23 protein-coding genes are annotated in these 25,466 nt (G+C 43.3%); 8 read left to right on the top strand and 15 right to left on the bottom strand.

Going from position 1 to position 25,466, the window contains the following annotated elements; translation table 11 throughout:
- Nucleotides 1-287 precede the first annotated feature (287 nt).
- From CWC03_RS11310 to CWC03_RS11290, 5 genes are all read right to left on the bottom strand, one after another.
- A complete protein-coding gene (locus CWC03_RS11310) occupies nucleotides 288-602 on the bottom strand; it encodes a DUF6172 family protein (protein ID WP_138582015.1) in 315 nt (104 codons plus the stop codon).
- Nucleotides 603-840: 238 nt separating this feature from the next.
- A complete protein-coding gene (locus tag CWC03_RS11305; RefSeq protein WP_138582014.1) occupies nucleotides 841-1,608 on the bottom strand; it encodes a hypothetical protein in 768 nt (255 codons plus the stop codon).
- A 235-nt stretch (nucleotides 1,609-1,843) separates the two neighbouring features.
- A complete protein-coding gene (locus tag CWC03_RS11300) occupies nucleotides 1,844-2,626 on the bottom strand; it encodes an ion transporter (RefSeq protein WP_128725939.1) in 783 nt (260 codons plus the stop codon).
- Nucleotides 2,627-2,807: 181 nt separating this feature from the next.
- Complete coding sequence (locus CWC03_RS11295) at nucleotides 2,808-3,116, bottom strand: hypothetical protein (RefSeq protein WP_128725938.1); 309 nt, start codon at nucleotides 3,114-3,116, stop codon at nucleotides 2,808-2,810.
- Between the two features lie 188 nt (nucleotides 3,117-3,304).
- Nucleotides 3,305-4,786, bottom strand: a complete 1,482-nt coding sequence (locus CWC03_RS11290) for an alpha/beta hydrolase (RefSeq protein WP_138582013.1) — start codon at nucleotides 4,784-4,786, stop codon at nucleotides 3,305-3,307.
- 146 nt (nucleotides 4,787-4,932) lie between these two features.
- On the opposite strand from CWC03_RS11290, the gene CWC03_RS11285 reads away from it, so the two are divergent.
- Entirely contained in the window at nucleotides 4,933-6,456 is a 1,524-nt protein-coding gene (locus CWC03_RS11285; protein WP_138582012.1) for a LytR/AlgR family response regulator transcription factor, read from the top strand.
- Between the two features lie 14 nt (nucleotides 6,457-6,470).
- On the opposite strand, the gene CWC03_RS11280 is transcribed toward CWC03_RS11285, so the two are convergent.
- Nucleotides 6,471-6,902 carry a hypothetical protein gene (locus CWC03_RS11280; RefSeq protein WP_138582011.1) on the bottom strand — a complete coding sequence of 144 codons (432 nt, stop codon included), beginning with the start codon at nucleotides 6,900-6,902 and terminating at the stop codon, nucleotides 6,471-6,473.
- A 148-nt stretch (nucleotides 6,903-7,050) separates the two neighbouring features.
- On the opposite strand from CWC03_RS11280, the gene CWC03_RS11275 reads away from it, so the two are divergent.
- Entirely contained in the window at nucleotides 7,051-7,620 is a 570-nt protein-coding gene (locus tag CWC03_RS11275) for a hypothetical protein (RefSeq protein ID WP_138582010.1), read from the top strand.
- A gap of 24 nt (nucleotides 7,621-7,644) precedes the next feature.
- Here the strand turns inward: CWC03_RS11275 and CWC03_RS11270 are convergent, their stop codons facing one another.
- Nucleotides 7,645-8,550: a LysR family transcriptional regulator gene (locus CWC03_RS11270; protein WP_010607291.1), complete on the bottom strand. Its 906-nt coding sequence runs from the start codon at nucleotides 8,548-8,550 to the stop codon at nucleotides 7,645-7,647.
- A gap of 158 nt (nucleotides 8,551-8,708) precedes the next feature.
- Here CWC03_RS11270 and CWC03_RS11265 point away from each other — a divergent pair, with 158 nt between their 5' ends.
- Genes CWC03_RS11265 through CWC03_RS11255 form a run of 3 tightly spaced genes read left to right on the top strand, consistent with a single transcriptional unit; the run spans nucleotide 8,709 to nucleotide 11,120 of the window.
- Entirely contained in the window at nucleotides 8,709-9,401 is a 693-nt protein-coding gene (locus tag CWC03_RS11265; protein WP_138582009.1) for a type 1 glutamine amidotransferase domain-containing protein, read from the top strand.
- Nucleotides 9,402-9,425: 24 nt separating this feature from the next.
- The gene (curA, locus tag CWC03_RS11260; protein ID WP_138582008.1) at nucleotides 9,426-10,487 is read left to right on the top strand and encodes an NADPH-dependent curcumin/dihydrocurcumin reductase; all 1,062 of its coding nucleotides are present in this window, start codon (nucleotides 9,426-9,428) and stop codon (nucleotides 10,485-10,487) included.
- A 24-nt stretch (nucleotides 10,488-10,511) separates the two neighbouring features.
- Nucleotides 10,512-11,120, top strand: a complete 609-nt coding sequence (locus CWC03_RS11255) for a glutathione S-transferase family protein (protein ID WP_138582007.1) — start codon at nucleotides 10,512-10,514, stop codon at nucleotides 11,118-11,120.
- Nucleotides 11,121-11,178: 58 nt separating this feature from the next.
- Here the strand turns inward: CWC03_RS11255 and CWC03_RS11250 are convergent, their stop codons facing one another.
- From CWC03_RS11250 to CWC03_RS11220, 7 genes are all read right to left on the bottom strand, one after another.
- On the bottom strand, nucleotides 11,179-12,357 hold the full coding sequence (locus tag CWC03_RS11250; protein ID WP_138582006.1) for an acyltransferase family protein: 1,179 nt from the start codon (nucleotides 12,355-12,357) through the stop codon (nucleotides 11,179-11,181).
- A gap of 754 nt (nucleotides 12,358-13,111) precedes the next feature.
- Nucleotides 13,112-15,151: a prolyl oligopeptidase family serine peptidase gene (locus tag CWC03_RS11245; protein ID WP_249314014.1), complete on the bottom strand. Its 2,040-nt coding sequence runs from the start codon at nucleotides 15,149-15,151 to the stop codon at nucleotides 13,112-13,114.
- Nucleotides 15,152-15,293: 142 nt separating this feature from the next.
- Complete coding sequence (locus CWC03_RS11240) at nucleotides 15,294-16,919, bottom strand: Na/Pi cotransporter family protein (protein WP_138582004.1); 1,626 nt, start codon at nucleotides 16,917-16,919, stop codon at nucleotides 15,294-15,296.
- Nucleotides 16,920-17,047: 128 nt separating this feature from the next.
- The gene (locus CWC03_RS11235; protein WP_138582003.1) at nucleotides 17,048-18,064 is read right to left on the bottom strand and encodes a helix-turn-helix domain-containing protein; all 1,017 of its coding nucleotides are present in this window, start codon (nucleotides 18,062-18,064) and stop codon (nucleotides 17,048-17,050) included.
- A 121-nt stretch (nucleotides 18,065-18,185) separates the two neighbouring features.
- Nucleotides 18,186-19,427: an esterase/lipase family protein gene (locus CWC03_RS11230; RefSeq protein ID WP_138582002.1), complete on the bottom strand. Its 1,242-nt coding sequence runs from the start codon at nucleotides 19,425-19,427 to the stop codon at nucleotides 18,186-18,188.
- A gap of 9 nt (nucleotides 19,428-19,436) precedes the next feature.
- A complete protein-coding gene (locus CWC03_RS11225; RefSeq protein WP_138582001.1) occupies nucleotides 19,437-20,387 on the bottom strand; it encodes an alpha/beta hydrolase in 951 nt (316 codons plus the stop codon).
- A 2-nt stretch (nucleotides 20,388-20,389) separates the two neighbouring features.
- On the bottom strand, nucleotides 20,390-22,660 hold the full coding sequence (locus tag CWC03_RS11220) for a TonB-dependent receptor (protein ID WP_138582020.1): 2,271 nt from the start codon (nucleotides 22,658-22,660) through the stop codon (nucleotides 20,390-20,392).
- Between the two features lie 262 nt (nucleotides 22,661-22,922).
- On the opposite strand from CWC03_RS11220, the gene CWC03_RS11215 reads away from it, so the two are divergent.
- The 3 genes from CWC03_RS11215 to CWC03_RS11205 all read left to right on the top strand — a co-directional run bounded on the left by CWC03_RS11215 (nucleotide 22,923) and on the right by CWC03_RS11205 (nucleotide 24,717).
- Nucleotides 22,923-23,429 (top strand): GNAT family N-acetyltransferase, encoded by a 507-nt coding sequence (locus CWC03_RS11215; protein ID WP_212748150.1) that lies wholly within the window; start codon nucleotides 22,923-22,925, stop codon nucleotides 23,427-23,429.
- Between the two features lie 344 nt (nucleotides 23,430-23,773).
- Complete coding sequence (locus tag CWC03_RS11210) at nucleotides 23,774-24,022, top strand: hypothetical protein (protein WP_010370628.1); 249 nt, start codon at nucleotides 23,774-23,776, stop codon at nucleotides 24,020-24,022.
- 128 nt (nucleotides 24,023-24,150) lie between these two features.
- Nucleotides 24,151-24,717 carry a hypothetical protein gene (locus CWC03_RS11205; RefSeq protein WP_138582000.1) on the top strand — a complete coding sequence of 189 codons (567 nt, stop codon included), beginning with the start codon at nucleotides 24,151-24,153 and terminating at the stop codon, nucleotides 24,715-24,717.
- A 135-nt stretch (nucleotides 24,718-24,852) separates the two neighbouring features.
- Here the strand turns inward: CWC03_RS11205 and CWC03_RS11200 are convergent, their stop codons facing one another.
- Nucleotides 24,853-25,401 carry a CIA30 family protein gene (locus CWC03_RS11200; RefSeq protein ID WP_138581999.1) on the bottom strand — a complete coding sequence of 183 codons (549 nt, stop codon included), beginning with the start codon at nucleotides 25,399-25,401 and terminating at the stop codon, nucleotides 24,853-24,855.
- Nucleotides 25,402-25,466: the final 65 nt, after the last annotated feature.

Here is a 25,466-nt window from a genome sequence, read left to right as displayed (position 1 = left end):
GATGTAAATGAGAAATTTTTAACGAAGCTAATATGCTATTTCACCCTTCAAATTGATTAGAGAATTAATTCAATTGGTATTAATTCTCACTATACCGGCAGTAGCGCCAGCAAAAATTCGACGAGCGATTATATCATGCGCTTGATTTTGTGCCAGTTGGTATTGTTGGAGTAGGGCTGGTGTTGTCGGGCTAAAGCTCGACCTACGTTTTTGCTGGGGTCGAGCAATCTGCGTTTTCGGGATAGAGCAGATATTGTCGAGCTAAAGCTCGACAATACAGAAGTGGCTTAGTAGCCTTCTAACTCATCGTCAGATAAATCGTTTGATTTTCTATAGCCTGGCTTTGCTAAAATCTCAACATAAAAGGAAGTGAGGTTTTCAGTTTGCGTTTTATCAATCAATTTGTTTAGTTGTGATAGGTGCACCGGCTCGGCTTCTGCTTCTGTATTACCAAACTTACAATCAAAATCCCAATAATCAGCGCTTGCAGGCAGAGTTTTGTTGCGCTCGCGTTTTAGGTATTTTTTAAGCTCATGCTTAACCGCGTCAACGCGTCTTTCAAGTTTGATTTTCGGGTGAATTAGTTCAAATGTCTTTTTCATAGTTGCCTTCAAGCAAAAAATACTCAATCGGCAAAACAGTATGCCTGAGTAGGTAATGTGTATTGATTTAAGCGTAAAGCTTACACTCGAATAAATACAGAAATGTAGTAGAGTATTTTACGTTATATTTTATGAGCTGGCGAGGGACTTTGTGAATGCCGAAGAGAATAAAAGCTGAGTTGGTTGCGTGAGTTCGCAGCCAACTCATATTACTAAAGTAGCTGTTGATTATGACGGGCTAATTCGTGCTAGGTTGCGTTACGGTCGTGGCCGCCAATCTACGCTCCAAGCGCTCTAGCTTTTCTGCCAGTGCAGTTTGCGTCATTTCTATTTGGGCAAGGCTTCCTCCGATCTCAATTTGTTTCGAGTCTCGGCTTTGCGTTTGAGATTTTAACTGATCAACGTCATCATTAATTGCGGCAATTTGGTTTTTGAGTACGTTAGCTGCTTGCTGTTGCTCTTCTAGTAGCGAGAGTTTTAAAGCAAGCTCCGTTTGGCTCTGAGATAGTGCTTCCACCCTAGTAGTTGTACTGGTTTGGCTTTTAGCATTATTACTTGCTTGTTCCTCAAGCTTTTTGATTTCTGATTGGTTTCGTCGCCACGCTGACGCCCACAGTTTATCCATCTGTGACCAAAGCTCGTCTGTGCGCTCGGTAAGTGTGTTCAACTTTGCTTGCATTGCACCTGCAGACAAATCCATCTCTTCATCTGTGGCAGTGAGGGTATGCTCAAGCTCGGCAATGCGTTTTGTTGATTCGAGTAATTGCGTTTGTGTTGCTGAAAGCTGCCCATAAAGCCCAAACACTGATGCGGCCAGAGCAATAATGGCTGCAATGCTTATCCAGTTTATGACACCTGTTTTTTGGGTTTTTATTGCTTTTGATTTGGGCGAGGTGTTCGACGTAGATACCTTATTATTCGCTTGATTGAGAGAGTCTTTAAACGCTTCAACCTGATCTAAATCGGGTGTAATACTTGGTAGCTCAGGCTCAATTCTTTTATCCAAGGTATATTCCTCTTTTTCGGGTTTATCTGGAACTCTGGCAGCTTATACCAATTGAGTAAATTCTCCAACTATTAGAAGTATACATAGCGATATTATCAAATGGCTTAATGGTGTGTTGATCATTGTAGGTGGGATTGGATATATGCATGAATGATGCTGTAGCAAAACGGCTGCTCTGATGTAATAGGCGCGCAGAAAACGTAAATCAACTGCGTTTTCTGCGCTATTCTAGACGCTAGCGGTTTTTGCTTTTTAAAAGCTCATTGAGCTTTTCTTCAACCCGCAAAATATCTTCTTTGGTCGCTAAAACTTGATCAGGTTTGCCTTGCTCTTCTTCATGCATTACTTGCATCGCATCGACGATAATACCGATAAAAAGATTAAGTACCGCAAAGCTGGTGATAATAATAAAGGGTACAAAGAACAACCAAGACTGCGGAAATAGTTCCATAGTCGGACGGACAATTCCCATTGACCAGCTCTCTAGCGTCATTACCTGAAACAGTGTGTAAGCTGAGGCGCCAATGGAGCCAAACCACTCTTGCATGTTGGGATCTGGGTGTTGGCCAAATAATTTTGTTGTGAGTACTGCAGACACATAAAACACAATGCCAAGTACGCCAATAACTGAGGCCATACCCGGAAGTGAGTGTCCAAGGGCACCAATAACCCGACGCATCTGAGGAACAACAGAAAATAGTCTTAAGACCCTTAAAATTCTAAACGCCCGTAGCACCGACAAGGCTCCAGTTGAAGGCGCCCATGAGATAGCGACAATAACGAAGTCAAAGATGTTCCAACCGGACTTGAAAAATTTCAGACGATAAACAATCAGCTTCAACAAGAGTTCAAGGGTAAAAATCATCAATATGACAAAGTCAATCTTGTGCAGTAGAGCGGCATTGTTTTTGCCAAACTGAGTCGTTTCTAGGCCCAGTGTCACAGCATTAAACAAAATTACTGCAATCAGAAAGTTCTGAAACAGTTTAGCCTCTACGAGCGCAGTTAGTTTTGACATTACGTTGTTTGGTGGTGTCATGTATCTAAAACGAATAGCTAAAATAAGTACGCCATAATGTAGGGCAAATCATGGTTTTTCAAGATTAAAATAACCAAAACACGATACAATTGTTCTAAAAACCGCAGCAGTAGATTAAGTTAGCTGCTTTGGTGAGTTATTGAAATCTTTGCTTTATAAACTAATCCTCAGGCCCGAGTAGGGTATAGGTAAGATGTTTACGCATATCTTTTAAAATCACTCCTTTTTTCAGCATGGCGGCGCTTAAACGCTTTTGCCATTTTAGAAGATCCGGCTTTGCGACTTCCAATGCCTGTTCATTCTCAAATTGGAAAAAGAGTATTAATGAGCCGGGGAACAAGTGATATTCCACATCAAACCAACATTGCACCATGCCGGGAATTTCTGCACGAGCTTGTTCTTCGAGTTTGTCTGCAATGGTGAGTACCAAAGCTTGCTGTTTTTCTTGTACTTTTGAGAGCTTTTTCATAATGCTATGGATGTAAGAGGCCAAAAGCCTAATTATACCCAAGCTTTTGGGCTATCAACAACTTTGTTGGTGGTAGTCCGCTTAAAGTGAATTGCTTTTTCAATTCACTTTGAGCCGCTTTTGGGGTTAATACCAGTTGTATTAAGTAAATGATCTATTTCACCTTTCAAATTGATTGGAGAATTAATTCAATTAGTATAAGGCGCTGACAGCGTAAGTTTTGGCAGCGGTAGTTGGATTACTTCTGTGTTGACGGGTTTTCCGCTTAAGAATGTTTGCATTCTGGCGAGCACCAAGGGTGAGCTTGTATAAAGGTTGTGGCCCGCATTGTTGACCATAATCTGGGTCAAATTTGTAAGTCCTCTCACAGCTTCAAGTTGTTCTTCTGGATACGTTCTACCGTCTAGACTACCTGTAAACAATAAAGTTGGGATGCTGGATAGGGGGGCGGCTCTAAAATCATCACTTAAATCTAGTTTTTTATCTATCAAGTGCAGTGTTGGCATTGGAAAGTTAAGTTTGTCGCCAAGCAAGGCTGTTGGCGATTGGTTTGTCACTTTTGCAAGGCGTTTAGCGGTGATCCCTGAAGCCACATCCATCGCCAGCGGCATCAGTTTGAATGTAATGGGCTCATCGGTAAACATTCCGCGCTGTAAAACATGCTTTAACAGCTCGGTATTGCCGTTATCTAAACCTAAATAAACATGAATTAGCATGGCAAGATATTGGTTAGGATCGGCAATCATCATGCTAGCTAACGACTGAATATGATGCTTTTGAAATAACATGAGGGTCTTTGAGCCGTCTTTTTGTGTAATTTGAAGTGTAATAGGCTGTTGCTCAAGTTTAGTGTGCACTCGGCGCATCAAAGCGGGTAGGTCCGAAACTTGTTGTTTAAGCGCTTGCTGATTGATAATTTCTTGAACTCTTTCAAAGTATTGATCGGTTCGGTGAGGTAGTTTAACGGTCTGATTGAGCCCTTCAGCACTGGCGATAATTACTTTGTCGAGATGCGCTGGCATCGCTTTTATAGCACTGAGTGCCAGATGGCTGCCGTAAGAGATCCCCCAAAGTGATACTTTGTCAGCTTTTAGGTGCTTTCGTAAGTCGTTTATATCTAGTGCATTCTGCTCGGTATTATAACCATATATATCAATGTCTTGAGACTTCCATTGAGTAAAGCATTGTAATGCGGCTTTGCGGTAACGGTCTGCAATTTGCGCTTCAGTGGTAACAGAATTAAGCGCAATGTGTTCACTAGACACGCAAGGAGTAGCTTGCTCTGACTGCCCCGTACCTCTTTGGTCTAGCGCAATAACATCACCAAACTCTCTTAGCGCTTGAAATAACGGAAATCTTCGCCACTTGGCAGTCGCGATCCCTGAACCGCCGGGGCCACCAGATAAATATACGATAGGGGAACCTTTATTGCTGCCGGTTGCAGGAAAGCGCACATAGTTAATTCTAATCTTGTTGCTGTTGGGGTTATTCCTGTTTTCAGGCACCCAGAGGTGCCCAGCTATGGCATCCGTTGTTTCTCCGCTGTTGGCTTGAAATTCGATTTGTTGCTCATTGCTGTACAGCACTTGCTTATCGCTACCTTTCTCAGCGCTTACGCATAAGCAAGTGAATAAGCTTAACGCGGCTATTAATGTGTGTGTTGATCGCATAGTATTACTCCTTAATAGTTTGTTTTTATTGAAGACCATGGCAACTTTATGGGGAAGTGAACTTCTATGAGTGGCCGATATTTATTGGCTTGTAGGCTCAGCGGTAGTAAAAGGCCGACGAACGGTAAAAGGAAAAGCGGTAGAGTGTGAATATTAATCTTGTACTTTATTTAGTGATGGCTGTGTGTTGCTCGGGCGCTGTAGGTAAGGCTTATGCCAGTCAACCTTTGTTGCCATTTTCTTATGATCAAGCCGTGACAGTTTGCCCGTGGTCAGTCTCGCCAAAAGAAATTCCACCGTTTACTGAGCCGCAATGTCACCGAGCGAAGTTATCTGAGGTTGACCCGCAAAATCAGGCTGTTTGGGTGTTAATCGAATTTGAGCGAGCGAAATTAGCCTCAATACCAAAGCCCGTTGGGTTGTATTTATTTGCTAAAACATCAAGCGAAGTCTTTTTAAATGGTAGTAAGGTAGGGAACAGCGGTTTTCCTGCCGTAGATAAAGCTGAGCAAATAGGCAAAATGGACAGCGTATTTTATTTGCCAGACTCACTGATAGAGAAAAGCAATCAACTGGTGTTTGGTCTGTCCGCACAGCATAGTCTTATTTCATTAGGATACCCAATTCATTTTATTGGGCTAGGGCAATTTGGCGATCCTAAGCAGTATATTCAATCATTTAGTGGCTTGGGCCTGATTTTGGTTGGTGCCTTTTTGTTGGGCGCGTTGTACTTTATAAGTCTGAGCTTTGGTCGTTATGGCAATACAAGCGTTCGGATATTTGCCGCACTGTGCCTGCTTGCGGCAATGCAGCTCAGTGCTGAAATATCGCGAGGATTAGTTGACTATAGCTATGTATGGCATGATATTCGACAGTTGACCGTGACGGGCTTATCGTTTTTATTTGGCACCTTGTTGCTTGTTTATAGCTCCTTAAAAGTCGCAGAAAAGCACGCGCTTCACTGGATTTATATCGGTACACTCGTCACGCTTATTGTTGTTATTTTTGCGCCAGGCTTTGACTCTAAAACCACGGCCGGAGTCTTTGTGCCATTACTCGTTAGCCTAGTCCAGCTAGGTTATTGTTGGCGACGCGCCAAAAACAATAATTTGTCGGCTTGGTTTGTGGTGCAGTTGTTGGTGGCTGCAACCGTGCTATTTGTTGCATCAAGCTTCCACGAAATTATTCACTTTGTGATCATTGCAGTCTTGCTAGCCTACCTTTTCATTTGCCAGGCGAAAGAGTATCGTGATCAGCAAGTGCAGCTGAGTAGTGATCAAGCTCATATTGCCAAGCTTAAGTTTAAACTTGCGCAGAACAAACAACTTCAGTCCCCTTCTAAGCTGGAAGTCAGTATTGCAGGTAAAACTGACTATGTTGTGCTCACGGATATTGCGTTTTGTAAAGCCGCAGGGGACTACGTTGAGCTGCACATGAAAGACACCACCCAGAAGCTGTTTACAGGTTCACTAAAACAACTCGAACTTACTTTGCCCTCTATTTTTATAAAAACACATCGTTCTTATTTAACTAATCTAAACGAAGTGGTGTCATTAGAAAGTGATAATAATCAGAGCAACTTGAAATTAACGAATGGAGCAAGTGTTCCCGTCAGTCGTCGACTTGCCCCATCGGTTAGGGCAACGCTTAAAGCGTCTAATAAGCCATAAGCGCTGCTGATCTTTTAAACTGGGTTTTGCAGAGCTGAAATTAAATACATCGCTCCGTTTGGTTCTATATGGCCATCGCAGTTGCCGCTTTCTATTTGAGCGCTGCTCAATGCGGCTTGACCATCGGTTGGTAAATAAAGCGCTGTTGATACACGTCTGCAGCTTTTTGATTGGATAGTTTGCTGTTCGACGATAAGAATATGTCCACCGCCTATCACGTAAGCGTTGGGAATGTTGGTTTGGGCTAGATAGGCAACTTTACAGGCTTTATCGTTATTGAAACCGTTTGCTATTATTTCTTTGGAAGCTGGGGTTGAAACGGTAATGACACATTTTTCACCAATGGATACAGCGTATTGTCCCAGTTGCCACTTTGCTGCTACTTCGCCTTGTGCAGCCGCTAAATTACTTATGCTGATCGTTGCTATAAGTGCGAAATATTTCATGAAAGCCTTCTTGCATATCCCTATTCATCATTGTGTGGTCACTTTACATTAATATCTCACTCAGGAGCTGAGGTATCTGCTCGACCAAAAGGGCTAAATATTTTATTATCATGGCTGTATAAATCTTATGCAAGGAGCATAGTCTGTTATGACCAAGGAAAAATCGTTATCACTTTCTACAAAGCTGAAGTTTTTGTTTGCTGCAATTGGCAAGCATTTGGGCCTTATCTCCATTGGCATTCCGTTTTGTATTGTTGGTGGATTCGCCATTTACATTGGGGTAACTGAGCAATACGGTGCAGGTATTGGGGCTGTTATTTTTGGCGCTATATTTATCTTGATACCTCTTGGAATGTACGCTTTTTCCCTGCCATCAAGTATTCGCTACTACTACGAAAAAGAATTGACGAAAGAGTTTGGTAAACACCTTTTCGGCACCATCACTAACAAAAGAATTGAATCTAACACTTATGTTCACCGAGACGAGTATGACCGGGAAGTGGAGCATCAGGAGACTTTCTATTTCGTTGAGTACAGCTATCAATTTCAGGGCAGCCGTGAAGGTGAGTTTATTCTGGATAACAAAGATTTTTATGACAAGTTGCAGGTTGGAGATGATTTACCTATCCAAGTATTGACGGTAAAACCAAGCGTAGCAGAGCCCAGGCTCACGAAATTGGGAAAGCGCTACGGACTTAAACCCGCTGAAAGTTACTAGGCTAAACATGCAATGGGTTGAGGCTTACGCTTCAACCAATTGACGCTGAAAATACCCTTTTAGAAAATCGAGCAGTAACCGAACTTTTTTAGAGTTGGCATTGCCTTCAGGGAAAACGCCATAAACATGTATGTCTGGCAGTGTGTAATCTTCTAATACAGGCACCAAAGTTCCGGCTTGTATTTTTGGTAATGCGTCGTAAGTTGGAATTCGTCCAAGACCATGACCCCCCTCCACAAAAGCGGTGCGTGCCGCTGCATTGTTGGTGCTTATATCGCCTTTCATCGTGATGCTATAGGCCCTAGCCCCTTTACTCAATGTGAGCGCCCCCGATGTCAGCTTGTAAATCACCCATTGATGCTGGTAGAGATCGGTGGGGTGTTTGGGGACGCCATACTTTTGCAAATAATCTGGCGATGCGCACAGGCAGGTTTTTAGCACTGAAAGTTTACTGGCTTGCAAGCCTGAATCGGGAAGTGGGGCACCTCGAATGGCCAGATCAATGCCTTCTTTGATGATATTGACGACTTCATCTGTGAGCATGATATCGAGCTGGATCTTAGGATACATAGCTCTAAATTCATTGAGTGCAGGCACTATGGTTTGCAAGCCAACATTAACAGGGCAGGTAAGCTTTATTAGACCGATAGGCTCTTTCTTTAAATTCTCAATTTGCTGGTTTGCGGCAAAGGCTTGCTCTGCAATCACACGGCAGCGCTGGTAGTATTCGCGACCTGCTTCTGTAAGTGAAATGGTGCGAGTCGAGCGATTGAGCAATTTTATGCCTAACTGTGACTCCAGTTTTTTAACATGGTAGCTCACCACTGCGCGAGACAAATTTAAATGCCTAGCGGCGCCACTTAAAGTGCCTTGCTCGATAACTTGGGCAAAGACAACCATGCTTTTGAGTTGCTCAAACGAAATATCCACGCACTACTCCATCGACTTTGATAAATTCATTGTATCAATTGTTTGAACAAAGAGTTAGCTTTTGTCTGCATTGTTTAACTAGTCTTAAGCTCATACTTTTATATTTATCCGCAGGCTAAATAGTCTGAAGTTTGAACAAAGAATGAGAGGTAATTTTGATGACAGCAAAGAAAATTTTAATGGTGCTAACGTCACATGCAGAACTTGGCAACACAGGTGAGAAGACAGGGTTTTGGATTGAAGAGTTTGCTGCACCTTACTATGCCTTTGTGGATGCAGGGGTAGAAGTAACGCTTGCTTCACCAAAAGGTGGTCAGCCGCCAATTGACCCAAAAAGCGAACAGCCTGATTTCCAAACCGACAGTACGAAACGCTATTTTGATGATCAAAAAACGCAGGAACTGGTGGCAAATACGCTGCCGCTAGCAGAGGTGAACGCGGCAGATTTTGACGCCGTATTTTACCCAGGCGGTCACGGACCTCTATGGGATTTAGCAACAGATACCAATTCAATCCAATTGATCAGTTCCTTTTTAGCTGCAGATAAACCAGTTGGTGCGGTATGCCATGCAACCGCTGTGCTGATGGATGTAAAAGCTACATCGGGCGAATATCTGGTAAAAGGTAAAGTGGTGTCTGGTTTTACGAATAGTGAAGAGGAGGCCGTTGGGCTGACTGATGTTGTGCCATTTTTATTAGAAGATGAGCTGGTTAAACGAGGTGCAGATTTCCAAAAAGTGGATGATTGGAATGTGTTTGCTGTTAGAGATGGCTTACTGTTTACAGGACAAAATCCAGCAAGCTCTGAACTTGTCGCTGAGAAAATGCTGACGTACCTAAACCAGCTGTAACCTGCTTATTAAAAGGAATAAATCATGAGTAACGCAATAAACCAAGCTCAAAACGCACAAACGAATCGTCGCATTACCTTGGCGTCGCGCCCACATGGTGCACCAACGCAAGAAAATTTCAATTATGAAGAAGCACAGATCCCAACGCCAAAAGAGGGTGAGGTGCTCCTTCGCACCGTCTTTTTGTCGTTAGATCCTTACATGCGTGGCCGTATGAGCGACGCAAAATCCTATGCAGATCCGGTTGCTATCGGCGAAGTGATGGTGGGTGGTACGGTATGCCGAGTCGAAGAATCGAATAACCCTAAATTTACCCAAGGTGACTGGGTACTCGCGATGAGTGGCTGGCAAGACTATAGCGTTTCGGATGGCACTGGCTTACTTAAGCTAGATAGCAATTTACCCAACCCATCATATAGCTTGGGCGTGTTAGGGATGCCAGGCCTTACTGCCTACATGGGATTGATGGATATCGGTCAGCCAAAAGCTGGAGAAACAGTAGTGGTTGCCGCAGCAACAGGTGCTGTAGGTAGCCTTGTTGGACAAATAGCAAAACTGCAAGGCTGTAAAGTAATAGGCATCGCTGGCGGCGCCGAAAAATGCAGTTACGCTACCGAGACACTTGGTTTTGATGTCTGCCTTGATCATCGTAAGGATGATCTCGCAGAGCAGTTAGCTCAGGCTTGCCCATCTGGTATCGACGTCTATTTTGAAAATGTGGGTGGTAAGGTGTTCGATGCGGTTATGCCATTGCTTAACTCAAGTGCTCGGATCCCACTTTGTGGGTTGATCTCTCAGTATAATGCCACTGAATTGCCACCAGGACCTGATCGTATGTCTATGTTGATGGCGACACTGCTTACTAAGCGAGTGAAAATGCAAGGCTTTATTGTATTCGATGATTATGGGCATAGATACAACGAGTTTAGCGAAGCGATGCAACCATGGTTAAACGCGGGCAAGATTAAATACAAAGAGCACCTAGTTGAGGGTATGGATAATGCTGTTGAGGCGTTCATTGGCTTACTAGAAGGTAAAAACTTTGGCAAGCTTGTTGTGCGCTTGGGTCCAGACGAGCTGGCATAACTAAATTTTAGGAAGGATAAATCGATGTTAACTGTTCACCACTTAAACGAGTCACGCTCGACAAGAGTGCTTTGGCTTTTATATGAACTCAACATGCCTTATGAGCTTGTGGAGCACGAGCGAAACTCTGAAACGCGCCTTGCGCCTGAAAGTCTTAAAAAGGTGCATCCACTTGGAAAAGCCCCCGTGTTGGTCGATGACAGCCTAGTCTTATGTGAGTCTGGAGCCATCATGGAATATCTGCTAGATAAAGCGGAAAAGAGTAGTTTGCGACCAGATGTGGGGACACCTGAGTACTATCAATATCAAGAATGGTTGCACTTTGCTGAGGGGTCATTGGCGCTGCCGGTGATCGCGTCTTTGATGATGAAGATGGAGCAGCGTACAGGCGATAAACCAATGGATGGCTATATTGCTAAAGAAGTAAATGTCGACTTTTCTTACATAGATGCCACACTTGCTAAGCAAAGCTATTTTGCTGGCAACGACTTTACCGCCGCCGATATTATGATGACGGTGATGCTAGAAATTGCAGATAAAGTCGGTTTGCTCACAACGCGTGGCAATATAAAAGCTTACCTTGAAAAAGTGCAAGCTCGCGGTGCATATCAAGCTGCACGAAGCTACGGCTAGTTGCTTTCATAGCCAGAGCTTTGCTCTGGCTTTTGCATGCGATTCCCTCTACTACAGATCACTCCGTCAATATGTCTGATTTTTCATTTTTTGGCTTGGCTTTTCTGCCGTTTAATAAAATACCAATCACCGTATTTCTAACCAAATAATGGTAGCTAATAATGCCTATCGTCACCGTCAGAGATAGAGCAATAATAAACTTGATGAAGGCAGATACCTTCATGTTCGTAAGAGGAAATTGAATATACATAAGTACAGGAATATGGATGAGATAAATCCAATAGGAGGTATCTGAGATATAGCGATTTTGTTTGTTAAATCGACTCAACCATTTGAACCCCGCTAAGTAAGCGACAGCTGTCCAGCTGAGGATGGCGATGGTTTGAACTACAACGCTGATCAAATTGATTTTTTCAGGCGTTGCGTCGCCTGTTTTAACCGCGATTATAACTTTTTCAAGCGACGGTGGTGGCGGCAAAAAGTAAAAGTATACAACCAATGAAGTGCAGGCAATAATTAATAACCAGTTGAATCGCTTTGAGTAGCGAGTTACCACTCCATGATGATGAAATAGTCCTGCACCCAACAAAAACAAAGAGCCATAAAACCCGTAAGCCCACCAATGAGGTTGCAGTTTATCAGGAGCTGGAAATGGCACCATCAAATTGACCATAGATACGATGACAATAAGCGGTAACACGGCACATAAAAAGATTGGTTTAACAACGGTATCAAGGATGTGTTGATAAAACTGTGGAAACTTGTGTAGCAGCCAAAATAACACACAGAACTGGCTTAAATACCATAAAAACCATAGATGCATGCTTGTCACCTGAGGCTCTTTTATCTGTTGCATAACATTAAATAACGGTGGTGGGGTGCTGGCAACGCTGCTGCCCCAATGCATCGCATGTAATAACACCAACAAGGTGAGCGGTAGAAAAATAATAAAGGGAATGAGTAGCCGTTTTAACCTGTTTTGAATATAAGCGTTACCACCTCGTTTTTGAATAAGCAGGGCGGCACAAAAGCCGGCGATGATAAAAAATAGTGGCATCCTGAATAGGTGCGTCCACATGGCGAGGTAGTTAAAAAAGACATTTTTGTTTGGATCGACACTGATCCAAAGGTTATGAAAATAAGGGCCGTGCGCCAAGGCCGCATGAAAAACAACGCCAAGCAATAGTGCTAAGCCTCGCATATTATCAATATAATGAAAGCGCGCGTTACTGTGCATCCCATTGTCCCTGTACTAGATACTTGTCAGTTGGTTATACTATATTTTCTTGCCCAATAAAATATTGAAGAAAAGCGACTCTTCAGGCTGAGTCGTTGGTATGAGAACACTTAGATAACACATAAAGTGGAAGAGCGATTTTACTTTTAGCCTGATTTGGACTCAAAATAGAAACTTATACTGCTGGAAAAAGAATCAAAATGCGCAGTATCAGCAGTAGGGTTAGTGGGGTAATAGCGACAGTATTGGTCTATATGGCGGTGATCGCCAAATCCTTGTTTGATATTTCGGTTTCAAGTTTAGGTGAATTTAAAATAGAAAATGGTAGTGTGGATGAGTTTGTCAACTCACCACACGATGGCGCCGCTCCTATAATTTATCAGAAGCTAGTTATACAGCTTAAAGCGGACACACAATCTGTCGCACGAGTAAGCAGGTCAAGTTTCAGCTCTCACTGATTGCACCGCTTATGCATGTGCTTTCCTGTATTACCTTCTAAGGCTGAAAATATCAACGATATAAACATTACCTCAAACAAGCAGGTTCAAGTTTAAACAAAGTGTTTGATGTGGCGTTTATTGGCCTTGAATAGAGGTGCGCCCACTTTTAAAAGAAACATGTAGTTTATATTGAGATTTCACTGGATGCCGGCGTTGCTTGGATCTCAGTACCTTAGCTTTTCCGAGAGGTGAAATAAGAAAAGCGCTCAATATGAAATTGAGCGCTTTTAACAAACTAGACAATAAATTTAAAGCTACTTGAGTCTGTCCATGAGGTAAACAAACTCAAGGCTATTTACCATCGCTCGCTGTTCATTGTTTGCAGCGCCTGCATGGCCACCTTCGGTATTCTCAAAATACAGAACTTCAAATCCCATATCTTTCATTTTAGCAACCATTTTACGTGCATGGCCTGGGTGAACGCGGTCATCTCGGGTTGAGGTTGTGAAAAATACTTTTGGATATTGTTTGTCTTTACTTAGGTTATGGTAAGGCGAGTACGCTTTAATGTATTCCCACTCTTCAGGAATATCTGGATTACCATATTCGCCCATCCAACTTGCGCCAGCAAGTAGCTTATTAAAACGCTTCATATCGAGTAATGGCACTTGGCAAATAACGGCGTTGTAAAGTTCAGGTCTGCGAGTGAAAGCGGCGCCCACTAGCAAGCCGCCGTTACTACCGCCTTTAATACCTAAATGTTGAGGTTTGGTTACTTTGTCAGCTATCAGCTGTTCTGCTACGGCTTCAAAGTCTTCATACGCCTTGTGGCGATTTTCTTTTAGTGCTGCTTGGTGCCAGCTTGGTCCATATTCACCGCCGCCACGAATATTCGCAAGCACATAAACACCGCCTTGTTCTAACCAATTTTTACCAGTGGAAGCCGAGTAGTATGGCTGCATAGAAACTTCAAAGCCGCCATAGGCATATAATAAAGTAGGGTTGCTACCATCTAACTTGATATCTTTCTGATGAACAATAAAGTAAGGCACTTTTGTACCGTCTTTTGATGTCGCAAATTTTTGCTGGGTAACGAACTTATCATCATCGAAATGTGATTTATTCCCTTTAAGCTTTGTTATTCCAAGTGATTTACCATCTACTAAGTAAAGGCTGGTCGGTGATAAAAAGTCCGTGTAGGTGACAAAAAAGTCATCTCTGTTGGGATCAGTATCAAAAACGGATAATGAACCGGTATCAGGAAAGTTTACTTGGTCTATTTTCCACTGCCCATTAGCTTTAGGCATATAGCGGAAAACCTTATTCTTTACATCATCTAATACCGTAACTAGTATCGCTGATTTGGTAAAACTCAAATCCTCTATTGAACGATTTGCTGTTGGCTTAATTAAGCTTGTAAACTGGATATTTTTAGAATCCAAATCGTTAATGTTGGCATATATTACTTCTGCTTGTGAAAAATCCTTCCAAGCAGATTTTAGCTGGATAAAGAGCATGCCATTGTTTAACCCGAGGAGGCTCGCGTCGCTAGGCATTGGAATTTTTATCTGCTTATCACCTTCGAGTTTATAGACATTGCGAGTATAAAAGCTTGTAGAATCGTATAGAAAGTGATTTGTGTTGCCTTGATCATATACCGTAAAGCCTCCGGCACTGATAGAGCTTTTATTTGCCTGATAGACTGTTTTAGCGTCGTCCAGTAGCGTACCGCGCTTCCACACTTTAACCGTTCCAGCATAACCTGAGTCAGTTAATGATCCTTCTCCAAAATCTGTTGCAACAAATATTGAATTCTCGTTGAACCAAGATACTGAGGTTTTTGCTTCAGGTAAATAAAATCCATTTTTTACAAAAGATTTGCTTGGAATGTCGAACTCTCTCACGACTTTTGCATCAGCACCACCACGCGATAGATATACCAAACAGCGTTCATACTTTGGATAGTGACAGTTCATTCCGCCATAAACCCAGTTTTCGTCTTCAGCTTTTGCTAGCGCATCTAAGTCGAGAATGGTTTCCCACTTAGGGTCCGCTTTTTTATACTCTTCAAGCGTTGTTCTGCGGTATATGCCTCTTACATGATCCGCATCTCTCCAGAAATTATAGTAATAACCTGCACGTTCAGTTGCGTAAGGAATACGAGACCGATCATTGATAATATCTAATGTATTTTGAAAGATATGATTATATTGGCTGTGGCTTTTGAGTTGTTTTAGTGAGCTATCGTTCTGTGCCGTTACCCACTCTAGCGCTTGTTTGCCTTCAATCTCTTCAAGCCATAGGTATGGATCCTTTTCTAATGCTATAGATTTACCAGCAATGGCTGTTAGCATACATAGTGTCGCAATATTAGTAATTTTTTTTCTCAAAACTTAGTCCCTATTTTGTAGTTGTTTATTACGTTTTATCACCAAGTCGTCAAAATAGGAATGTGCGCTGATTAAAAAAGCGCAATTTGCTTACATTGATTCACACTTAATCTGCTTGTGATGGAGAGAGCTGCGCTTCAATGGCGTGGATCAGCAACATCGCTTTATGCCACTGCTGTGAAAGTTGCCACATTTCCGCTAGTGTATTGATATTGCTTACCATCTTATCTATCGCTAGTGACGCGTGAGTACCTGCTAGAATTAAGTCATCTTTCACATCGTCATGTAAACGTTGCAATTCTTCTTGCGCCGACGATAGTTCGGCAGGTGTTATGCTTTGCTCATGTAAACTGGTTTTCATAAAGTGGCTAAGCTGGGCTTGGTATTCATTCAATTGTGCATGTAAGTCATGATGCTCTGCGAGTTGCTTATATGGAGCGTGTTCCGTTAATTGTTCTACACAGTGACTACAAGTAAACAAATACTGCTCAATACGCATGAGTTTAGCGAGTAGTGAGGTGGTCTGTGATGATAATGCGGATTGCTCTACCGACACAATAAAAAGGCTAATCTGCTGACACAGTGATTGGATTGCATGGAGTGCCTGTTCAATCCCGAGTTTATCGGTCGGGAGTAGGCATTTATCAAACTGGGCTAACACCTTATCTGCAACGAGTTTGGACTCAAGCAATAACGCATTGATTGCAAGTTCAGGCGTTTGAGCGATGGTATTATCCAAAAAGCGTGGCCTCGAAGCCGTTTCCTCGGCACTGCAAAAGCGTTTCATTAAAAAGTCAGCGAGCCTGTCATTAAGTGGAAAGATGAGTAGCACACCCAAAATATTAAACAAAGTATGAAAAAGTGCCAATGACAAGGCGGGATCAGCAGTGACGCCGAAAAGCGCGGTAAAATAGTTGATGAGATAAAACAGCACAGGTAATACCGCGAAAGCGACGACCGCGGTGAACACATTAAATATCACCTGAGCCGCCGCAACGCGTTTGGCATTAGCTGTTGCGCCAATGGATGCCAAAATAGATGTTGATGTGGTACCGACGTTTGCGCCGATAACCATTGCGCCTGCGGCATATAATCCAATCATACCACTAGCAGCGGCGGTAATGGTCAAGGCGATGGAAGCACTGGAAGATTGAGTGAGGGTTGTCATCACCATGCCCACCAGCAAAAAGGTCAACATGCCGCTTATTCCCTCTGCGGTAAATTGGCTTAAATCAAAAGCAGCGACAATATGCTCAAACGCGCCTTTGAGAATATCAATGCCGATAAAAAATAGCCCAAAACCAACCAAAGCCATGCCTGCTGACGCTAGTCGTGAGCGAGGTAGTAGCAACTTCATCAAGGCGCCAATACCAATCAAGGGGAGTGCGATAGCTTGGATATTAAATTTAAATCCAACCGCGGCCACTAACCAGCCAGTGATGGTGGTGCCAACATTGGCGCCATAGACGATACCAAGCGCCTGATGCATGCTGATAAGACCCGCATTCACAAAGCCCAAAGAGGCCACAGTAACCGCGCTGGATGATTGCACTAAGGCTGTCATGCAAAAGCCAGAAGCAATACCGCGCTGAGGGGTTTTGGTCCACACTCCAAGTACTCGACGCAGCGACGAACCGGCTGCTAATTTTAGGCCGTCTGTCATCATGCTTATCGCAACTAAAAATATCCCCAAACCGCCGAGTAGCGTTCCTGCAAGTTGAAGTGTTTCCATATCCCTTCCACGTATTACATTTTTACTCTGTTTGCTTGTTGCACAATATCACTTTTGTTGTGCTTTGCTTTGTTTAACGTCAACTTTTACATAAGTTGTAATTAGCAGCTCTGAACAAAATTAAGTCGCTAGGATTTTGAGCTCAGATCTTTCAGAAATTGCATAGGCGTTACGCCGTTCCATGACTTAAACGCACGAATAAAGCTACGCTCATCTGAAAACTGCAGCGTGTGCGCCACCTCATACAAACTACTACCTTGAGTGAGTCGCAGTTTGGCTTGCTTGTTCTGTACGTTGTTTTTTAGTTGCCTAAAATTGGTTTGATACTCAGCGAGCCTTCGTCTTAATGTTGCTGGACTGATATTGAGCTTGTCGGCTATTTGTTCTTGGCACAATATTCCCGCGTTAAGTTCACTATAGACTCTATCAAGCAAGTTAGCATGGTCGTTAATCGACTGCTGGTGATGGAGCGTGTTTGCTAGTGAATGGTAAATGGTGCTGAGCGTAAGATGCTCTAGCTTTGCTAAATCTAATGATTGATCCGTTTCTTGGTATTGGTAGGTGAGTAAGTAGCGATTACTTAAGGGTTTGATGGGAATGTGGGTGATAACCGAATTTAGCAGCGAGCTTGAGTCACTTTTGGTCTGTACTTGTGTGAGTTGAACTTGGGTGGTTTCGGCGCACACGTATTTTACCAAGCCGTGGATCAATACCAGCATGCTATCTAACATACAGCGAGAAAATTGTGCGTCAGCGGCCGTGGCGTAGTCAAAGGCTGCATCATCAATTATGTAACTCACTTGAGTGTGAGATACCTCACAAAAATTGTAAGTTCCCGCATGGATAAAGTTATAGCCACGGGCAAGCTCTTGTAATAGCTGAGTAATGGTACGGCAATGGCGCAGACTATTGAATACAAATTCGTTGGTGCCAGGCAGAAGCTTTTTACGGTTAAGGTTTAGGCTTTCGTCATTGAGCTCGACAGCACAGTGTTCCATCACGCGCATAAACTCAATGGCATCTAGGGCGTCAATGGCTTTATTGATAGCCAAATACTGCGCGACCGCAGCAAATTCCAGTTTTGCTGCGGTGAGTGTGTGCTGCATCAATTGCACGTAGCAAGGTGCAATGGCGGTGTTTGACATAAATACGTAAGCTCATCCTGTCACTCTCAACAATTCAGTTAATCAACATCAACTCAAGATAGCAATAGTTTTGCGTTGCAACTTTAGTGCAGTATTTTGTCACCTCCCGCAGAGGGGGCTGCTAGGGTGCACTTAACCAATTTTTGATTTGGTTGATTGCACTGGGTTCCCAGCCAAGCTCTAGGTGATTGGTGGTCACAACCGCTGAGCCCGCCAAGTTACTTATTCCCGTGCTGTCGATGCAGCTACTGATAAATACAACGCCATCGGAAGGGCCGGTATGCTCATTGTGAATAAATGCCATATCGGCCTGATCGCCGCAAAGATTATAAACTTGAACGCTGCTGTCGGTGCCAGCGCTACGAACTTGGTCTACTAGTGAGTTGATCGTAAACGCTGCGATACCTCGGCCTTTGCTCACAAACCCTAAGCCACCGTAGTAAGTGGTATACCAATCTTGCTCTGTGGTGGGTAGTGCATATTTATCATCTAGTGCTTTTAGCATCTGCGCAGAGCCGGGAAAGTAAGGCGAGTCGTAAACCCACTCAGAACTTGAATACCATAGGCCAAAACATAATATCTGATCATGCGCAGTAGGCCCATTTATGCTGCCGCCACATTGCGAATAAGCACCATAGGTATGATTAACACCGTGACGAAATGACCAATCAATGCCGTTGTTGGGGGCACCGAGCATCACCAGTTTGCGTACGTCACTTTTGAATCTAGTGCTCCAAGCATTAGTCAAAGAAGAAATATACATACGGGCATTAAACGCGCTTTTTGACCAAGTGACTAAATCGACTTGCGTTGCACCCGTCTTATTTTTAACCTGAGCGATGGCATTAGCTATCTGCTCCGCCCAGATAAAGCCATCGCCATTTTTATGCGCCAGATTTAAGGCAAAAACTTTATAATTATCATTGGCAAGCGCTTGCATTAAGCCTTGCGAAGGGCAGTTTTGTCGACCACAGCCGTAACTACCGGCCTCGTTTGGATTTGCCCAAGCCAAATCGGCATTTTGATTGGCACCGTGGATCAGCAACACCGGTGTTTGGCGGCTGTTACTATCCCAACCCGGCGCATGATAAAGCAGAAACTGCGCAGAGCTGGGTTGGCTAGATGCAAAGAAAGTAGCGCGCTGACCTGATTGATCGCCACGGCCGTCGGCAGGAAAGCTTTCATTGCCAATATGCCCTGAGTTATCTCGCCATCTTTCAACTTTTTGCCAGCCATTATTAATACCTGAGGTATAGGTGGCTTCAAGTATCGCTGATGCGTGCGCTAAACCACTTGCTGCAAGTGAGATAAAAACGAGCAAACCATAAGTGTGAGTGCGCAACGCCGTATTTGTGTTTTTCATATTTTTATCCTAGGTCAAGTCATGTTTTAACTGATTGGCGATATTACTGCGCGCGAGCTTGCAGACGTCGAGCACGGCAAAGGAGAAAAACGCATGTATGGTATTTTCAAAGCAGGTTAAAGTATTAAGCACACCTGCTTGCTTTAGTTTTTTAGCGAGCAGTATTCCCTCATCGTAAAGTGGGTCGCAGCCGGCAAGCAACACACTGGTGGTAGGAAGGTGCGCCATGTCTTCAATAAATAATGGCGAGACATTGACGTGCGCCGCACTTTGCTCGGGTGCTAAATACCAGTCGCAGGTGTCTTTAATTGCGTCTCTGGTTAGCAACAAGTTTCCATCGCCATATTGCATGCGTGACGGATAGGTTTCATGGGGAGAAAAAGAGTCAACTACCGGGTAAACTAGGTATAAGTTACTTAGGGTGTTTGGCTGTTGTTGATGTATGTTATGCGCTGCAACAAGCGCTAAGTTGCCACCCGCACTGTCACCCATCAGTGAAATTTTAGTAGGGTCTAGCTCCAACCGCTGGTGGTTTTCTTGCAGCCAATCCACTACAGCGATTACTTGTTGCAGGGCGCATGGGAATTTATGCTCAGGCGCAAGGCTGTATTCGACGCTGAAAAAAACGACTCCGGATTGCTGGCATAAGTCTTTTACCAGTCCGTCATAGCAGTCGACATCTCCTAAAGACCAGCCGCCGCCGTGGACAAACACCACCGCAGGACTGGGGCTTGCCAAAGACTGCGCTGGGCGGTAACAGCGAACGCCCACGTGAATACCATTGTGTTCAATGTGTAGGTCTTGGCTACTTACTTGTGCGTCAACCTCTCCCGCGAGCCCCAAAAACATCGCTCTTGCGCCTTGTCGTGAGGTCTCAATGGAGATTTCGATGTCATGAATGTCGCCAGCTTGAGCCGCGAGATCGTCTAACAATGCTTGTGTTTGTTTGTCTAATTTCATAATTAAAACTTATATTTAAGGTTGATACCGTACGTTCTAGGCGCGCCGTAATAACCAAGTTGAACCCCAGGTGCTGCGCTAAGATCGAAGCCGTGTTGACGATAGCGTTTATCGCCTAAGTTTTTGCCGTATAAACTTGCTTCCCAAGTGTCGTCCGCGGAGCGATAGTGTAGTGACATATCAAAGAGGGTGTAGCCAGACTGTGCAAGTACCTCTGAGCTGCTCACGGTGAGATAAGTTTTACTGCGATAGGCGGCACTAGCACGTAGTGAAAATTCGCCTGGTGTAAAGGCACTAAAGAAGTATTCAAAGCCCACACGACCATTCCATTTAGGTGAATTAACCAGCTCCCTTTCATCGCTGACTTCTTTATCAAAGTCGCCGATGAGCTCATCATAACCGCCACCTAAATAGCCCAGATTGAGGTTCAGAGTGAGGTTATCGGAAGCCACGGCTTCGAGCTCCATTTCTGCGCCATAAATAGTGGCTTTACCTGCATTTTCAAAGAGTGATAAAAACGCGCCGGTGTCAGGGTCGATAGAAAAGCGGCTGAGTTGAAAGTTTTTGTAGTCATTGAAAAAAGCAGCGGTATTTAAACGAATATTCTGCTTATTCAATAAAGACTTAGAGCCAATTTCATAGCTCCACAAGGTTTCTGGATCAAAAGGTTGCGCAAATGAGGTGATCCGGCCGTTAAAACCGCCACTTTTAAACCCTTTTCCGGTGCTCAGGTAAACCATGCTGTCGTCAGAAATGGTGTAATCGAACACCACTTTTGGGGTAAACTCTTTCCACTCCTTGGATGCACTGTAGCCTGTAGGGCTATAGCCAATGCCTGTGCCGAATACCGCCTCCATTTCCTCTGCTGTTGTTACACCGGTGCCAAAAAACTCCTCGCCTTTGGATGTGACTTCTTTTTTCTCAATGGTGTAGCGTGCGCCAAGCGTGACGTCGAGCTTTTCAGTCAAAGACCAAGAGAGGTTAGCGTAGAGGGCTGAGCTGGTATTTTCTTGGTCGCGTTCTCCTGCGTTAATCACAGGCCAAGGCAGGTAAACGTCTGGTGACACCATAACGAAAAAGTCCGGTGCTACGGAGCCGCCAAAACTCAGATCGTCCTCATTAAAGTAATAGAGCCCAGATACCAAAGAGAATTTGTCGTCTTCGTATAACCATTGAAACTCTTGGCTTATCTGCTGTTGATCTTCGAAATTAAAAATACCAAATGATGCATCGGGGGTGGCATCTAAGTCTAAGTGTGTGCGGTATTCCATTTCGCGTCGAGCAGTGATGGATTTAAATACCGAGTGTCCCGTGAGATATTCAAGCGTTAAGCTCGCTCCCGAGGTATCCAGTTCTTCTAAATCGTTGTAGTTAACGTCGACGACAAATGGGTCTTCCTCAGGTGCATAATAGCCTTCTTTTATCACCGAATAGATAGGCGTTTCTCGATGTGGAGTGCGTGAGCTTGAGGGGGATGCGTTCGAGCCGTCGACGACTAAATAGGCCGAAAAATTCTCACTTGGTTGATAAAGTAAACTGCCACGCCACGCTAAGGTGTCTTTGTCGTGGTCGTCACGGTTGTTATAGCGATTCTCACTAAAACCATCTCGACTACTTTTGGCAATTGCAAAACGTCCAGAGAGCGTGTCTTCAATCAATGCGCCGTTGACGCTAGCTTTTATCGTTCGAGCATTATAATTTCCAAGCGCCACGCTGACGTACCCTTCGTTGTCTTGCGAAGGTTTGGCACTACTGAAACGCACCGCGCCACCTATGGTATTGCGACCGTAAAGGGTGCCTTGTGGACCACGTAATACCTCGATTTGCTCAGGGTCGACCACATCTAAAAAGGCACCTTGAACGCGCCCAAGATATACGTCATCGAGATACACACCAACGCCGGGGTCATTAAAGGAGATAGAGTCAATTTGGCCAATTCCGCGAATATAAATGACGGCGTTGGAAGCATCACCTGAGTGCAGATTAAGGTTCGGAACGTGAGATGCCAAGTCACCGAGGTCTTGTACGTTCATCTTCTCAAGCTCTGAGGCGGAGAGGGCGGTCACCGCAAGCGCGACATCTTGTAGATTTTCGGTTTGCCGCGTTGCGGTAACGCTGATCCGCTCAATTTTTTTGCTTTGCTCAGCGCTAAGCGTGGGCTCCGCTTCGGCATAGCTATGGCCTGATAGTACAGCCGCTATCAGAAGTGACAAGGTATGCCGTGGTATACCTTTGGTTGAACTGACTCTGTGCGATTGAGTTGCTGCAATCATGCTGAGTAACCTTTTCGTCGTCATTATTATGTTCTCCAGTATAGGAATGAAGAAAATTCAATAGCTAGGACAAAAACAGTCAACTTGATGAGCAAATTAGCTCAGGGTAGAGTAAATAACCTGTTGCCCAAATACGCTGTCTGAGCCAAGTTGGCACACTTGACACTACTGTTCTTTCAGATTTAAAAGATGCAATTGATATCTATGACAATTAATTAGGTCTAAATGGCTATCCGTTTTTTATAACCAAATTAAAGAGGTAATGATGAACATTAGACCAGAAAACACACAAGATTATGAAGCCATTCGCTCACTTACGTACTTAGCTTTTGAAAATCATCCACACCATGAACCAGGAGCAAAGCCGACGGAGCACCTGATAGTTGAAAAGTTAAGAAATACAGAGCGTTTAGCGCTATCTTTGGTTGCTGAAGATGGAGAAAGCGTTGTTGGCCATATTGCCTTTTCTCCAATAACAATCAATGGAAAAGCCAGTAAGTGGTTAGCACTAGCACCGCTATCCGTTGCCCCAAAAGTGCAGAGAAAAGGTATAGGAAGTCTGCTAATTAACCGAGCGGTAGAGATACTAAAACAGCGAGATGTAGACGGCGTTGTGCTGATTGGTGAGCCTGAGTATTACTCACGCTTTGGGTTTAACCACTCACCAGAGCTTACGGTTTCAGGGATACCAAAAGAATATTTTATGATTAACAGCTGGTGTGAAAGTATCCCTAGTGGAGAAGTTGGTTTCGATCCTGCATTTGGATGAAGCCATGTAAAATCTTGGATAAGTGTTGACCTAAATCTGGAAGGCACTATCGAAATTTACCAAATAAAGCAGTATTGTTTTGGGTACTAATAATTGGTTAGTTTCAATTGTTGAGAAAAAAGGTATTAAAATTTCAAAATGTGACGTCTTTTAAAGTGATAACCTTTTGTAAATAATGATTTTAATTTTTATTTCTGCTGTAGATTACAGTTAATAACTGGTTCGGAGTTTGGGATTGTTTAGCTTGATAATTAACCTATAATTAATTTGGCAGGTAGAAATAAAGCTGATAACCTATCGCCCGTCTTAAAATAATCTCACTTAAACACAAGGATTATAGTGTTATGAATGCTCAAAGATTGGAGCGCATATTAAGTGCGTTTTTACCTTCTTTTATTGCCAAGCAACTCGCTAAATCACCAAAGCTTTTGTTGTTTGTTGTTCTATTTATCACCTTGCTCGTCATTTTTATTATTAAAGTCGCTTCTTTTGCTATTTACTCTTTGGTCGTAGGAGCCGTGTTATTCGGCTGTTGGATGGCGTGGAGTGGCACTAAGCGCATTATGTCGAAGCGCAAGAAACGAGTATCTTAAAGCTAAGTCAAGATACTCTGGACCTAATACCTATTACTTAATTAATCTGAAATATATTTTATCGGTTTGTCTGCCGTATTAGATATTACATAAATTGAAAATCTCAATCTATTTAAGGAAAAATAACCATGAGTCTATTAAATAAATTCAAAACTCAAGCACAATCAATTGGTAGTAGTATTGGTGAATCTACCAGTAAATTAAGCGGTGATATTGTGTCTTCAACGAAAGACAATGCGAAGCTTGCTGGTTTGAAGTCAGATATCGCCTCAATCGATGGTCAACTTAATATTGCATACCAAGATATTGGCCGTAAATACATTGAAAACCTAATCAAAAACGATGGTGCAAATCTTGAAGCGGTATTGCAAGACACTATCGAGCGTATCGACCCGTTAATTAAGCGTAAAGACGAGCTGGAAGCTGAAGTTATCGCTATTGAGAAGCAACTAAAAGATCAGATTGTTATCCAGGAAAAAGCGGTTTTTCAAAAAGAGTTTGACGGTGAAAAAGAGAAGCTAGAAAAAGCGCTAAAGCTTGATGTTATCTCACAAGACGAGTTTGATACTAAGCTGGCTAAAGCGCGTTTGAAACTAGACAATTTCGATGAAATTCGTAAAACCAAAAAGCAGCACGAAATGGGTCTAATCAATAAAGAAGAATTGAACGAAAAGCTAACGGCGTTAGGTGCGTAATATAGTAATCTAACGCTTAAATGCCTCTGATTAGCCAGCGCGATTAATTTAACCGTTATCTGTGCTGGCTATATAATGCCTTTGCGAAAAGCCGTAATATCTCACATTTCGTGTACATCATTTCTAACCAGTGAATTACTCAATTCGAAGACTTTTTATTGCAAGGCTTGCTTCACCACCTTCCACATCCGTTAAATCTGGTACGAAGTAAAGTGCGGAAACATGCTTGAGTATAACCCCTTTGTCTTTTGACCAAGCAGGTGTCCAATTGGGTCTGGCAAAATCGCTCAGAGATACGTTGATTGTTTGCCAAGTGCTTGAAGCTGGTAATTTAGTTTGATAATGAGCATAGCTTTTATCACCTGAGCCGCCATACTCACGTTGTGATAACTTAACGATTAAAGCGTTATCACTTTTATACGTCAGTGCGATATTGAATTGATAGGGGAGCTGTTTAGTGGGTAAGTCGTAAATGAGTTCTACCCAAGAATTGTTTTGTTTATCGACTCGCGGCACGCGTTTAAACTGAATAGCAACTTGCTCTTCATCAACAAGCGGGCCGTTCAGAATTGCTTTGCTGCCATGCGGATCGGTCGCAAAACGCCACTGTTTTGGCTTTAAGTTTGGCTGAGTATAGCTACAGCCAGAAACCGCTACAAAAAGTAAAAGTGATAAAAAACGCACAGAAAAATCCTTAGAACAACGTCCCTAAAATATAATTTTTTAGTTTATTTACAAGGAGGTAATAT

The organism is Pseudoalteromonas sp. S2755 (genome assembly GCF_005886535.1).
In the GTDB taxonomy this organism is placed as follows: domain Bacteria; phylum Pseudomonadota; class Gammaproteobacteria; order Enterobacterales; family Alteromonadaceae; genus Pseudoalteromonas.
The sequence above is the reverse complement of the archived record's forward strand: the minus strand, read 5'-3'. Positions and strand labels throughout refer to the sequence as shown.

Coding starts and splice junctions, on each gene's coding strand:
- CWC03_RS11310 (WP_138582015.1), bottom strand. CDS start 602: ATGAAAAAGACATTTGAACTAATTCACCCGAAAATCAAACTTGAAAGA.
- CWC03_RS11300 (WP_128725939.1), bottom strand. CDS start 2,626: ATGTCAAAACTAACTGCGCTCGTAGAGGCTAAACTGTTTCAGAACTTT.
- CWC03_RS11295 (WP_128725938.1), bottom strand. CDS start 3,116: ATGAAAAAGCTCTCAAAAGTACAAGAAAAACAGCAAGCTTTGGTACTC.
- CWC03_RS11290 (WP_138582013.1), bottom strand. CDS start 4,786: ATGCGATCAACACACACATTAATAGCCGCGTTAAGCTTATTCACTTGC.
- CWC03_RS11280 (WP_138582011.1), bottom strand. CDS start 6,902: ATGAAATATTTCGCACTTATAGCAACGATCAGCATAAGTAATTTAGCG.
- CWC03_RS11275 (WP_138582010.1), top strand. CDS start 7,051: ATGACCAAGGAAAAATCGTTATCACTTTCTACAAAGCTGAAGTTTTTG.
- CWC03_RS11265 (WP_138582009.1), top strand. CDS start 8,709: ATGACAGCAAAGAAAATTTTAATGGTGCTAACGTCACATGCAGAACTT.
- curA (WP_138582008.1), top strand. CDS start 9,426: ATGAGTAACGCAATAAACCAAGCTCAAAACGCACAAACGAATCGTCGC.
- CWC03_RS11255 (WP_138582007.1), top strand. CDS start 10,512: ATGTTAACTGTTCACCACTTAAACGAGTCACGCTCGACAAGAGTGCTT.
- CWC03_RS11250 (WP_138582006.1), bottom strand. CDS start 12,357: ATGCACAGTAACGCGCGCTTTCATTATATTGATAATATGCGAGGCTTA.
- CWC03_RS11245 (WP_249314014.1), bottom strand. CDS start 15,151: ATGCTAACAGCCATTGCTGGTAAATCTATAGCATTAGAAAAGGATCCA.
- CWC03_RS11240 (WP_138582004.1), bottom strand. CDS start 16,919: ATGGAAACACTTCAACTTGCAGGAACGCTACTCGGCGGTTTGGGGATA.
- CWC03_RS11235 (WP_138582003.1), bottom strand. CDS start 18,064: ATGTCAAACACCGCCATTGCACCTTGCTACGTGCAATTGATGCAGCAC.
- CWC03_RS11230 (WP_138582002.1), bottom strand. CDS start 19,427: ATGAAAAACACAAATACGGCGTTGCGCACTCACACTTATGGTTTGCTC.
- CWC03_RS11225 (WP_138582001.1), bottom strand. CDS start 20,387: ATGAAATTAGACAAACAAACACAAGCATTGTTAGACGATCTCGCGGCT.
- CWC03_RS11220 (WP_138582020.1), bottom strand. CDS start 22,660: ATGATTGCAGCAACTCAATCGCACAGAGTCAGTTCAACCAAAGGTATA.
- CWC03_RS11215 (WP_212748150.1), top strand. CDS start 22,923: ATGATGAACATTAGACCAGAAAACACACAAGATTATGAAGCCATTCGC.
- CWC03_RS11210 (WP_010370628.1), top strand. CDS start 23,774: ATGAATGCTCAAAGATTGGAGCGCATATTAAGTGCGTTTTTACCTTCT.
- CWC03_RS11205 (WP_138582000.1), top strand. CDS start 24,151: ATGAGTCTATTAAATAAATTCAAAACTCAAGCACAATCAATTGGTAGT.